The following is a 13049-nucleotide window of genomic DNA, read 5'->3' as shown; positions in this document are numbered from 1 at the left end:
ATAAGGCGATATATTCGCTATTAACTATGGAAAATAAATTTAATGTTTGTACTAAATAAACTATCGATTCGATTCAAAATTCTCACGATTCCAATTGTAGGCACGATAGGTTTTTTAATTTATTTAATCACCAGTATGACGGCGATGTCGCAAATTGTGAATCAACTTGAACGCGCTTATGCCATTGAATATAAATATTTAGAGTCTTCTAAGTATGCTTTAAACCACCTAGATAAAATAAAAGAAACATTAGGCAATGCCGTTACTATGGGTGAGCAAGAAATGCTGGAAACCGCCAACGGCTATGCTGATGACTTTCGACAAAACGTTAAACAAACAGCTAGCCTTGATCCAGCTCATTCATCAACCATCAAGCAACTGATTAGCGATTTCGAAGATTATTACCAACAGGCATTTACCTTATCAAGTGAAATGGTTGATGGCAGTATGGACTTTGAAACGTTAGGCGCACGCTCATCAGCAATGGCAGATAAATTAAATACCTTACAAACTAAATTACAAGCATTCAAAAGCAGTAAAAATAAAGCATTTAACGAGGCCTTCGAATCCGTCAATAGCAAGGTTTCTTCTACTGTCACTATTGGGATTACCATTGGAATAATCACTATACTTGTATTATTTAGCGTTGCAATTCCAATTACTTCATCTATCAGTAACAGCTTGAAAAATGTGATCGCCTCACTAAAAAATATTGCTCAAGATAACGGTGACTTAACCGTTCGCTTAAAAACTAACAGCCAAGATGAAATTGGTGACTTGGTTTTTTGGTTTAATAATTTTATTGAAAAATTACAGGGAGTAATAAAACGCGTAGTAGACACTGCGGTACCTCTTGCAAATACCGCCAATAATATTCAGCGACTATCTAATGAAACCATTAATTCTTTTAATCGACAAAACGACAGTATTTCTGCGTCGAAATCATCCGTAGAAGAAATGAGTCATAGTGTTAATACCATCACATCAAATGCTGCTGATGCTGTAACATCTGCACAAAATGCCAATTCGGAGGCAGAAAACGGCAAAAATGTTGTCGATCAAACAGTGATAGAAATAAGGCAGTTGTCTGACGTGATAAAAGAATCTTCTGAAATTATTAATCAACTCAATGAAGATACCAATAAAGTCAATGTAGTGCTTGATGTAATTAAGGGCATTGCTGAACAAACGAATCTTTTAGCGCTAAACGCCGCTATTGAAGCGGCAAGGGCTGGTGAACAAGGCCGAGGGTTTGCTGTAGTTGCTGACGAAGTGAGAGGGTTAGCTTCACGTACGCAAGAATCGACTGAACAAATTAACCAAATGATTGAGCAGCTACAAAGCGCAGCACGCAATGCGGTGAATACCATGGAAACATCAATTACCGGTGTGGAAAGTAGTGTTAACAGTGCCAATCAAGCAGGAAATAGTCTATTAGAAATAACAGAAGCAATAAATATTATTTCGCAAATGAATGATCAAATTGCCAATTCAACCCAACAGCAAACTTCCATTTCAACCGTAATGGTTGAACACGTTGATGATATTCAACAATGTGCACAAGATGCCTCTAATGCAACCACTGAAATTGCCTCTGTCAGTGATGAGTTAACCAACCTTGCGTCAAAACTTGAAGAAATAGCACTACAATTTAAAGTGTAGTGCGCAATACCATAGGAAATCATTATGAAAAAAACATTCATATGTTTGGCTACGTTAAGTGCCTTAACTTCGTCAGCAGCACATGCAGATATTACCTTTAATGGATTTGCTTCTGTTGTAGGCGGCATGACTACATCGAGTAAAGATCAACTTTATAACTTTGATGATAACCTTGATTTTAAACAAGGCTCATTATTTGCCTTACAAGCATCAAGTGATTTAGACAACGGCTTAGGTGTAACACTTCAATTAACAGCAAAAGGCGCTGATGATTGGGATCCAGAATTTAAATGGGCTTATGTGAGTTATGATGCTTCAGACGAGTTTCGGATTCTTGCGGGTAGACAACGCGCCCCCTTTTACATGTATTCTGATTATTTAGATGTATCATATGCTTACCCGTGGATTTCTCCTCCGAAAGGTGTGTACGATTTAATTTTTGATACTTTCGATGGGCTTGGTGGTATTTACACAACATCTTTTGGTAACGTAGACGCTACATTTCATGGCATCTATGGCAGAAATACCGATGACATTGAAGCATTTGGTCAGCAGGTTAAACCAGATATTACCGGCCTTACAGGCCTGTCATCTACTTTCGTATACGATTGGTTAACCCTTAGAGCCAGTTATTTTGTTGCAGACGTGTCTATACCCTTAACAGACTTACAAACTTTATCAGCAGGGTGGCAACAAGCAGGGTTTAATGACATTGCTCAACAAACTAATATTGCGGAAGATGATGCTTCATTTCTGGAATTCGGCTTTCAAATGCATTTTGATAATCTTCAAATTGTTGGCGAATATACCAACTTAGACATTGACAACTCACCGCTTGTAGAAGAAGAGTCATATTATGTAATGACGGGATACCAGTTTGATCGTGTTTTATTACACTTAACCTACGGTAAAGATGACAACGCAATGCCCAACTACACTTCAGGTGTACCTTATGGTATTGCCCCTACGCTTGATTTTCTCAAAGGGACTACAGAAGAAATAATAACCAATCAAATATCAAAAGAAAATTATTTAACGTTTGGCGTACGTTATGACTTCCATGATTCTGCCGCCGTAAAATTTGAATATACCGATTTTGAAAATGAAACTGATAGTAGTTATGATGCAGGATTATTCCGTATGGCATTAGTAACGGTTTTTTAAGGAGACAACAATGAAATTATTAAAAACAAGTATAGTTGTTTATTTATCAATCTTAAGTTTTTCCTCCTTGGGCGATGTTGCTGTCATTGTAAATCCGAATAACACGAGTGAGATCAGCGAGAACGATATCAGTCGAATATTTTTAGGGAAAAATAAATCCTACGCCAATGGTAATTCTGTTGAGCCTGTTAACACCAAATATGGTAATGGTGTTCGTAAAGAGTTTGAAGATAAGCTTATTGGTAAAAATAAATCGCAAATGAAGGCCTATTGGTCGAAACTCATCTTTACAGGCAAAGGAAAACCACCTAAAGAGTTATCATCAGATGATGAAATAATCGCATTTGTAGCTGCAAACCCTAATGCTATCGGTTATATCTCAAGTGAAAAAGTAAACGACTCGGTTAAAGTTGTACAATAAATAGCCTTTCACGTACATTTTAACAAAATAAAACATCATGCCGTTCTCATTAGTGAACGGCATTTTAGTTCTCACTTTATCAGTATAATTAACAGTAAAACGACTAAATGGTAATGCCAAAACTTATCATTAAACAATATAGTCTCTAATCCTTCTTACTATAATTGATAGACCAACTGCAACTTCTCACTTTTGTTAACACCTCTTTCCTCGCTAACTATAATCAAAACCTAATAACACATATAAATAAAAAAAATGATTTTAAGCTAAGACTTACCACCCATAATGTATAGCCACATTGTAATACCAATAACAAAAACAACTAAAAAATACCCCTTGTTATTGGTTACTATTTGAACTATAAAATATAGCCAGAGGATTTAAAAACAAACACCTCTTTGGTAATACCAAAAAAATTATAAATATAAAGAATTTGTGGGAGACAATGATGAAACTTAACGGTATAAGTGCGGTAATACGCCAGAAACGCAACTTACCTCTTTATGGTGCAGCTTTAGCTGCAATGCTAACAGTACCAGTTCAAGCAGAAGAAAGTGAACAGCAATCGAAAGCTGATCAAGTCGAAGTTATTGAAGTAACAGGTATTAGAAGTTCATTAGCGAGTGCATTAGCACAAAAACGTTCAGCAGACAGTTTAGTCGAAATAATTGAAGCTGAAGATATTGGTAAGTTACCTGATCAAAACTTAGCTGAAGTGCTTGAGAATGTTACCGGTATTCAAATTACACGTTCGGCTGGTGTTGGTACGGGTGTGCAGATACGCGGTACTAATGCAAACCGCACGGAAATTAATGGCGTTTCTACCGTTGGTTCTGGTGCAGGTCGAAGCGGTATTAACTTTGAAGATGTTTCTGCTTCAATTATTGCAGGTGTTGAGATTATTAAAGCGCCAGAAGCAAAAACCGTTGAAGGTTCAGTTGGTGGAACAATCAACTTAAGAACAATTCGTCCACTTCAACTTGATGAAACATTAGCGGCATTTAGAGTTCAAGGTGAAGACAGCAGCCTTTCAACTGACGGAGTCCAACCAAGACTTTCGGGCACTTTTGGCGACAACTGGGATACTGACAACGGTAAAGTAGGAATTGTTATCAGTGCAAGTTACGCAGAGCAAGATGTATCAGCATTTCGTCCTCGTGCCGATCGTGACAATATTATCGCTGCGGACAGTGGAGCAGCAAGTGCACAAGATTTTGATTTCTTACCTATTCAATTTTTAAACCAAGATCAAGACAATTATGAATATGAAACACTCAACCTAGTGGGTACCTTAGAATGGGCACCAACTGCAAACACTCGGTTTTGGTTTGATGCCGTTATTAACGATCAAGACAGAAAAGAAGAAAGTACCAGAGTACAAGCTTCAGGTGTTAGTAGTCTAAATAACATCTCAATACCAAGTGATTTTGAGATGGTTAATTTTGGTACCCTTGATGGCGTTGATTTAGGCAGTATTCAAGCCGCAGTAAAAGGCATCATACCTGTAGACTTAGCAGATGACGATGATGATCCGAATTTACGTTTTTCAGGTGATACGAATTCACGTGTTACCAAAAGTGAAATCTTCAGTATTGGTGGCGAATGGCAAGGTGAAAGCTTATTTGCGAAAGTTGAGCTTTCAACATCACGTTCAGATTCGACCAACCCACGGATCAATACTACATTAAACTTTATCAATCCAAATGCACCATTAGATGCCGGTGGTTCAAATGATAACAGCGTTCCTTTTGCATATGATTTAACGGGTGGTTCATTGGCTTTCGGCATTGCTTACGGCGCTGATCATGCACCAACCGTTGCTGATATGCTTAATCCAGAAAATGTGGTGCTTCGTGACGTACAAATTGCGAATGATCAAACTGAAAATACAGAAGATGCATTTCGTGCTGACTTTACTTATGACCTATATTGGAACGCTATCTCATCGATAGATTTTGGTATTCGTTACAGCAAAGCAAGCAGTATGACAGATCAAGTTCGGTCAAATCTTGGCCTGCGCTCAATGGATGACAGCCCGAGAGGATCTCTATTTGCTGACATTTTAACAGCAGGACCAAGTAACTTTGGTGATGCTGATGGTCGCGATTTATTTGTTAAAGACTATTTAATTGTAGATCCTGAGTTAGTGGCCTCTGATCCTGATTATGTCTTTGAAACATTAGCTTCAGCTATTCAAGCACATGGCGGTTCAAATCCATTAAACGAACCAACCTCAGGTGTTAGTGCATTTTTTGATATTGAAGAAACCACTAGTGCTCTTTACGCTCAGTTAAATTTTGAAACTGACTACATTCGCGGTAACTTTGGTCTTCGTTATATTGAAACCGATATAGAATCTTTAGGTAATTCAATTACTGAAGATGCAAATGGCAATAGTGTTGTTACGCAAGAAACCAAGAAAGGTAACTATGACTTCTTGCTACCACGGGTAAACTTAGTAGCAGATCTCACCGAAGATGTTATGATGCGCGCCTCATGGGGTAAAGACATTCGTCGTCCTAACTTTAATGACCTATCAACATCTGTAACCTATAGCACTAGTCCAAATCCAGCTGTTTCGGTCGGTAATCCAGGGTTAGAGCCAGAAGAAGTCACTTCTTTTGATCTCTCAGCAGATTGGTATTTTGCTGAATCTAGTGTGATTAGTATTGGTTATTTCCATAAAACCCGTAAAGACTTACATGTTGGTCAACAAGAAGATCCTTTTGAAGATCCAAATACCGGCTATCGCGACACAACAGGTCCAGATTGTGAACAAGGCGGTACTTGGAACCCAATTGCTGACGTTAATGTATTTGGCCCTAGTGGTGGTGTAGGTGTTTGTGTACCTTGGTCAACAACCATTAATGATACTGCTGAAACAACACAAGAAGGTATTGAAATGGCCATTCAATATGACCTTTCAAGCTTTGAAGAAGAACTTGGTTGGGCATCTGGTTTTGGCTTCCTTGCTAACTATACCATTCAAAAGTTCTCTGGTGGTGAATCTGTAGATAGCGCTACAAGTAGAGCAAATGCAGTATTTGCAGCAACGACAGGTATCAGTGATATTGAGGTGTCAGCAAAACAATCGCTAATCGATTTATCTGAAAACGCATACAACTTCACTTTGTATTACGAAAAATATGACCTTTCTGCCAGAATGCGTTACACATGGCGTGAAGCATATCGTTCTACAGATTTCGGTAGTACAAGTAGCTTCCCATGGGGTTTTCCTGTAGTACAAGAAGACAGAGGACAACTTAATGCAAGCATAAACTACAATGTTAATGAGCAATTAAATATTGGCATTGAAGCTGTAAACCTTACTAAATCTGACATTAAGCAATCATGTGTCAGTGAAGGCGCACTATTATGCTACCAAGGTTTAACAGACCGCCGTATTACTTTCGGTGCAAGTTATAAATTCTAAATAAAACGAATGTAAAGGCCTTCAACAAGAAGGCCTTTTTTATAGCAGTGCTCAAATTATTAACATCATTTATTTTTTACTTCACTAGAGCGTGTTGATCTTTGTTGTTTGAGTTTTGTTCAAGGTAAACGCCTTCTGATCGCGGCACTTGGATTCTTGCATAGTCATTCTATGGTTAATTCAAGTAACAAAGAGCAGGAGGCGTTTAGTTGACCCCTTCGGGCAGCACCTATTTGGCATTTCTACTATGTTATCGCTTGATTTGAGTAGAATAACTACACGGCACAAGCTCTTCCTTGTATAAATACCAAACAAATTGCTGCAAAAACAAACTTGAAAGATCAACACGCTCTAATTAAGGAAATATTTATGTCTGATGGTCGCAAGGTGGTCGTCATTACTGGCGGCGGTAGAGATATTGGTAAAGCCTGTGCAATTGATTTTGCCAAACAAGGGACAAAAATTCTATTTACCTATCATTCAAGTAAAGACAGTGCAATGCAAGTTGTTGATGAAATCACACAGCTCGGTAGTGAAGCCATCGCGATAAAAGCGGATTTAACACAACCTGAGGCAGTCAACCTCGTTGTTCAGCAGGCTGTTGACACTTATGGTCGTATTGATACATTAGTGCACGTATCAGGCGGACTAATAGATCGCGTAAAATTCAGTGAAATGTCCCTTGAACACTGGAATAACGTTATGTCAGTGAATTTGACCTCATTATTTATGATGGCAAAAGCATGTATCCCACATATGCCTGCTGGTAGCTCTATTATCACCTTTGCCTCTCAAGCAGGCCGAGACGCTGGTGGACCTGGTGCTGTAGCCTATGCAACATCAAAAGGTGCTGTGATGTCATTTACCCGAGGTTTAGCGAAAGAATTAGGGCCAGATATTAGAGTTAATTGTGTCTGCCCAGGCATGATAAGTACTGGGTTTCATGATACGTTTACTAAAGACGATGTACGTGAAAATGTCGCCAACGCTACCGCCATTAAACGAGAAGGACAGGCAGATGAAGTGGCTAAATTGGTAACGTTCCTTTCAAGCCAAAACGCTAGTTACATGACTGGAAACTGTGTTGATATTAATGGTGGAATTTTATTCTCATAGCATTTGTTAGAATGGTAGCAAAAAAGCTGGTGTTTTTATCAAATTAACGCATGTTGGTTGGATTTGATAAATTAACACCTTTAACCATAAAAATATCATCGAATGCCAGCCCACCATTTCCATAAGGTTGTTCAAGTGGGCCAGTATTACAATTAGCCAAAAAGCTAATTAACGGTTGCTCTCGTTGCATACGAAAGTCAGCTTTTTCATACACCAAGGTTTGTTTGACAAACTCACCACCTTGCACATAAACACGATATGTTTGTCCACCGTGTCTTTTTAACGCATTATTGACTACATACCAAATTTGATACCATTGCTTCGCCACTAATGGCTTAGCATCACGCTTTTGCGCGTAATGTTGAATATTATCATATTGACGATACTTATCATTACTGGATATCTTAACCATTAATGCGCCAGTATTTTTATGTCCATTCGATTCTGCTTTATCAGTAACTCTTAATGTTGGTTCAAAAGCATTATATCCGGCTTTTATAATTTCTTCTGACGTTAAGTTACTCAACCCAAAAGCGTGATTATTTGGAAAAGCTTCCACCTGTATGCGAGTATAAAACGTGAAGGTTTCGCCTACATTTACAGGCACGGGTAACGCTTTAAACGTCAACGCCTTTCGGTTACCAATAACCCCCTCTATTGCTGGCTTTTTAATTAAGTAATGATTATCTTTCTCACGTCGAATTTCTGTGACTTGTGGTTTTTCTATAAATGGCTTTGTATTGTTTTGTGTATCAACTTTATGCCAATTAATGAGGCCTTGTTCAAAATCATCAACTAACAGCCACTTACTATGCTGCGGCGTTGCACAGGCACTTAAAGCACTAAAACAACAGATAATTGCAGACTTTCTCATTGGATAACCTTAATCGATGTTGAGCGCCCGTCAATTTAATTGTCATATACAGGCACTCATAATTGACCTTAAATCACACGCTAAATATTTCTATTGATACAATTAAGATCAGAAAACGTTTGCTCTAGTCGATCTACCATGCTTAATTCAGCTTGGCGTAGCCAAACACGAGGGTCATAATATTTTTTATTGGGTTTGTCTTGACCTTCAGGGTTCCCTATTTGAGACGTTAAGTAATCACGATGCGTTGCATAGTAATTTTTTACCCCTGCCCAAGTCGCCCATTGCGTATCTGTATCAATATTCATTTTCACGACACCGTAGCTTATTGATTCACGAATATCTTTTAGCTCTGAACCAGAGCCACCATGAAAAACAAAATCTAACGGCTTAGTAGATAAATTAAATTTTTCAGCCACATATGCTTGTGAATTTTTTAAAATAACCGGCGTTAATTGCACGTTACCCGGTTTGTACACACCATGCACATTGCCAAATGAAGCTGCAATGGTAAATTGCTCACTGACTTGGCTTAATTTATCAAAAGCATAAGCAACATCTTCTGGTTGGGTGTAAAGCGCAGAATTATCAAGGTGGCTATTATCTACGCCATCTTCTTCACCACCTGTACAGCCTAACTCGATTTCTAAGGTCATTTCTAACGCTTTCATACGAACCAAATATTCGGCGCACACAGCAATATTATCTTCTAAAAGTTCCGCAGATAAATCAATCATGTGTGAGCTAAACAGCGGCTTTCCTGTTTGTGCATAAAACGACACAGAGGCGTCAAGTAACCCGTCTATCCAAGGTAATAAATTACGCGCTGCATGATCAGTATGTAGCATGACGGCTACGCCATAGAACTCGGCCATTTGATGAACATATTTAGCTGCTGCTATCGCACCTTGAATGGCTGCTTGGTGCCCTTCTAACTTGATACCTTTACCAACAAAAAAGCCTGCACCACCATGAGATAATTGAATAATAATCGGTGACTGAGCTTTGGCAGCAGCTTCTAAGCACGCATTGATAGATGATGTACTTACTACATTTACTGCCGGTAAAGCATATTGTTCTGCTTTTGCCTGAGCAAATACTTGTTGAACTTGCGATCCGGTGATCACGCCAGGAGCAATTTTCATTGTCATGAGTTATTTATTTCCTTCACTACACGCATCTGTTATGGCTTGCCAATTCCCTTGTTCAACCCACTCTTTCTTCGCAACCCAAGTACTACCAACAGCAAACACATTGTTAAGTGACAAGTAATCAGGTTTATTGTCGAGAGTTACCCCCCCTGTTGGGCAAAAACTAATATCAGGAAACACCGATGAGATTGCAGACAAAAATTTAGCGCCACCTGATAATTCAGCTGGAAAAAGCTTCATTTCGGTGTAGCCGAATTCACGTGCCAGTAAAATTTCACCGGTATTCGACACGCCAGGTAAAACCGGCAAGTTACAATCAGCTAAATCATTTAATAATCGATCTGAAACAGCTGGCGTGATAATAAAATCTGAACCTGCCGCAATCGCTTTTTCCAAAATATCTTTATTCGTTACTGTACCAGCACCAACAATCAACTCTGGCAATGCTGATTTAATGGCACTTAACGCTGCTAAAGATGCTTCCGTTCTTAATACAACTTCTACCAATGTTAAGCCTGCTTCAGACATAGCTTTAGCTATACTCACGCCTTCTTCTGGCGTTGATGCTTGAATAATGGGTAATAATGTTTGTGTTCCCATCAAAGATGAAAAGGATGTCATGGTAATAAACCTATAAAAATGAATTAAAGCGTGATGAGAAAGCTGATGACTCAACAATCGCACCAGGGTGTTGAATGACAAAACCAGCCACCTGGTTGGCTAATTCAACAGATTTCGTAATAGAGTGTCCTGCCATACGAGCACCAAGGTAACCACCATTGAAAGAGTCGCCTGCTGATGTAGTATCCACCACTTGCTTAACCGGCGTAACATCAACAATATCTTGGCCTGTAGATGACAAGCAATACACATTCTTTTCACCATTTTTGACCACTAACTCTTGATAATGATATTGCTCAAAAAAACTGATCACACCGTGAATATCGTTAGTGTCAAATATTGCTGCAAAGTCATCAACGCCAGGTAGTAAAATATCCGAGGCTTCAAAAGCAAGTAAAAATTGGGCTTGTGCCTCTGCTTTCGTCGCCCACAACTTGGGGCGATAATTTAAGTCAAAGGCAATTTTTACACCTGCCGCTTTAAGTTCAGCAATACATTGCCAAAACTTATCGCGACTCTCAGGGCGAACGACACCTAATGAAATACCACTAAAAAAGAAGATGTCCCCTTTGCTTAGTTGTTTCGTTATGTCTTCATTGATGAAGTCCATCACAGTTCTAGCTGCCGAATTGTCCCGCCAATACGTGAAGCTACGTTCACCGTATTGATCAAGTTGAATCGCGTATAAACCAGGAATTTTTGTTTCAGAGCGAAAGACATAATCAGTACTTAGGTATTCATCTTGAAAGTACTTCACCATGTTTTCACTAAAATGGTCTTGGCCAACGGCAGTCACTAAGTTGACATTAGTGTTAGGAAACAATCTTTTTAAATACACTGCGGTATTAAAAACATCTCCGGCGAACGACTGCTTCATGGTCATTGATGAGGTATGCATCAACTCAATCATACATTCGCCGAATAAAAAAATGTTTTTCATTGGTTATGCCTTGGTTATTTTTTTCAATGGTTCGACTTTAGGGATCAGGATCCAAATGGCTGCCATTGCAATAACAGCTAACGAAGCTCCAATGACAAAAGCTGGTGTATAATTACCGTCTGCAGTTAAATAAGGAACAAGAGAGGTTAAACCAACAGCACCTAATTTCGCCGCCATTCCAGAAAAACCCGCTAACGTCCCAACAGCCTTTTTCCCTAATAAATCACTCGGTAGCGTTTGTACATTACCAATGGCAGTTTGAAAGCCAAAGAGAATCACTGCCATTATAAGTACCGCTGTTACCGGTTCACCCGGATCCGCCATTGCTAACAACGAAGGCAACATAATTAAGCAACCTAAAGTGATGGTTAATTTACGCGTTTTGTCTGTGTTCCAACCCGCTTTTAATCTGTTTTGCGCTAATAGGCCACCAAACCAAGCACCAAACATTGCGCCTACATAAGGCACCCAACCATAAATACCAATCGATTTAACATCCATGGCATAAACTTCGTTCAAGTAAATAGGGATCCAAAAAACGAATAACCACCAAATAGGGTCAATCGCAGCAGACGCAATAATAACGCCCCAACTTTGTTTTCTTGAAAGTAGCTCCCCCGTTGACGGGTTATACTCTTCTTCCTCTTCGCTTCCTTCGCTTATGTCGGAACGACGTTGACCCGTTAAAATATATGCTTTTTCTTCTTCCGAAATCCAAGGATGAGAACCCGGTGGCGATTTCACAAGTACTAACCAAGGTACTAACCATAACAGGCCTACAGCACCAACAATAACAAACACCATTTGCCAACTAAAATATACCGTTAAAAAGGCAATCAATGGAATTGCAATAATACCGCCAATAGCAGCACCAGAATTAAAAATTCCTTGCGCTAAAGCACGTTCTTTCGTTGGAAACCATTCAGCATTACCTTTGGTAGCACCGGGCCAATTACCAGCCTCTGCCACACCTAAGATGGCTCGAAAAATACTAAAAGACAGCACACCTTGAGCAAATGCATGAGCAATTGTCGCTAATGACCAAACACCTATCGACAATACAAAACCGATGCGCGTACCAATCCAATCAAATATTTTGCCGAATATTGCTTGACCAAAGGCATAAGCAAACACAAAGACAATAGAAATATTCGCGTATATTTGCTTGCGTTCCAACGATGATTTTTCTGGAAAAAGATCTTCCACGATGTCTGGCCATAAAACACTTAGTGCCTGACGATCAATGTAATTAATGATAGTCGCAAGCGCGATTAACGCGATTACCCACCAGCGTAATCCTTTAATTTTCATTATAAATCCTCCACAAAATCTTCACGCGCAGGGCTAAACGTGTCGATTAAAATACCACCTGTAGGACAAGTAGCGCCGTGATCAGCATGAGGAGGGATATAACAACTGTCGCCCGCCTTTAAAACTTTCGTTACACCCGCAATATTAAAATGAAATTCACCTTCTACAACATAGGTAACTTGAGAATGACGGTGAGCATGATTATAGCCAATCGCCCCTTTTTCAAACCAAATTTTAACAGCCATTAACTCGTGGTTATAGCCAAGCATTTGACGTTTTAATCCACCACCGATATCTTCAATTTCGGTTTCGTTGCCAAATGAAAAGTGGGCACTTTCGCTCATAATAATTCCTGC

General features: G+C 39.2%; 11 protein-coding genes. 5 read left to right on the top strand and 6 right to left on the bottom strand.

Translation table 11 applies throughout. The features are described from left to right. The first annotated feature begins 42 nt into the window (after positions 1 to 42). From BI291_RS00735 to BI291_RS00715, 5 genes are all read left to right on the top strand, one after another. Positions 43 to 1662, top strand: a complete 1620-nt coding sequence (locus BI291_RS00735) for a methyl-accepting chemotaxis protein (RefSeq protein WP_074495451.1) — start codon at positions 43 to 45, stop codon at positions 1660 to 1662. Positions 1663 to 1686: 24 nt separating this feature from the next. Beyond that, a complete protein-coding gene (locus BI291_RS00730) occupies positions 1687 to 2826 on the top strand; it encodes a porin (protein WP_074495449.1) in 1140 nt (379 codons plus the stop codon). Between the two features lie 10 nt (positions 2827 to 2836). After that, positions 2837 to 3247 carry a phosphate ABC transporter substrate-binding protein gene (locus tag BI291_RS00725; RefSeq protein ID WP_074495447.1) on the top strand — a complete coding sequence of 137 codons (411 nt, stop codon included), beginning with the start codon at positions 2837 to 2839 and terminating at the stop codon, positions 3245 to 3247. A gap of 523 nt (positions 3248 to 3770) precedes the next feature. Beyond that, positions 3771 to 6680 carry a TonB-dependent receptor gene (locus tag BI291_RS00720; RefSeq protein ID WP_254849496.1) on the top strand — a complete coding sequence of 970 codons (2910 nt, stop codon included), beginning with the start codon at positions 3771 to 3773 and terminating at the stop codon, positions 6678 to 6680. A 369-nt stretch (positions 6681 to 7049) separates the two neighbouring features. After that, complete coding sequence (locus BI291_RS00715; RefSeq protein WP_074495442.1) at positions 7050 to 7796, top strand: SDR family NAD(P)-dependent oxidoreductase; 747 nt, start codon at positions 7050 to 7052, stop codon at positions 7794 to 7796. A gap of 43 nt (positions 7797 to 7839) precedes the next feature. Here the strand turns inward: BI291_RS00715 and BI291_RS00710 are convergent, their stop codons facing one another. The 6 genes from BI291_RS00710 to BI291_RS00685 form a co-directional block, all read right to left on the bottom strand. Continuing rightward, entirely contained in the window at positions 7840 to 8670 is an 831-nt protein-coding gene (locus tag BI291_RS00710; RefSeq protein WP_074495439.1) for a hypothetical protein, read from the bottom strand. A gap of 80 nt (positions 8671 to 8750) precedes the next feature. Further along, positions 8751 to 9821 carry a class II fructose-bisphosphate aldolase gene (fbaA, locus tag BI291_RS00705; RefSeq protein ID WP_074495436.1) on the bottom strand — a complete coding sequence of 357 codons (1071 nt, stop codon included), beginning with the start codon at positions 9819 to 9821 and terminating at the stop codon, positions 8751 to 8753. Between the two features lie 3 nt (positions 9822 to 9824). Further along, positions 9825 to 10442, bottom strand: a complete 618-nt coding sequence (eda, locus tag BI291_RS00700) for a bifunctional 4-hydroxy-2-oxoglutarate aldolase/2-dehydro-3-deoxy-phosphogluconate aldolase (protein ID WP_074495433.1) — start codon at positions 10440 to 10442, stop codon at positions 9825 to 9827. 10 nt (positions 10443 to 10452) lie between these two features. Further along, the gene (locus BI291_RS00695; RefSeq protein WP_074495431.1) at positions 10453 to 11382 is read right to left on the bottom strand and encodes a sugar kinase; all 930 of its coding nucleotides are present in this window, start codon (positions 11380 to 11382) and stop codon (positions 10453 to 10455) included. 3 nt (positions 11383 to 11385) lie between these two features. Then, on the bottom strand, positions 11386 to 12693 hold the full coding sequence (locus tag BI291_RS00690; protein ID WP_074495429.1) for an MFS transporter: 1308 nt from the start codon (positions 12691 to 12693) through the stop codon (positions 11386 to 11388). Next, complete coding sequence (locus BI291_RS00685; protein ID WP_139302523.1) at positions 12693 to 13040, bottom strand: cupin domain-containing protein; 348 nt, start codon at positions 13038 to 13040, stop codon at positions 12693 to 12695. The genes BI291_RS00690 and BI291_RS00685 overlap by 1 nt, the downstream gene beginning before the upstream one ends. Between the last annotated feature and the right edge of the window lie 9 nt (positions 13041 to 13049).

The sequence above is a fragment of the Thalassotalea sp. PP2-459 genome, from assembly GCF_001913705.1.
GTDB lineage: Bacteria > Pseudomonadota > Gammaproteobacteria > Enterobacterales > Alteromonadaceae > Thalassotalea_C > Thalassotalea_C hakodatensis.
The sequence above is the reverse complement of the archived record's forward strand: the minus strand, read 5'-3'. Positions and strand labels throughout refer to the sequence as shown.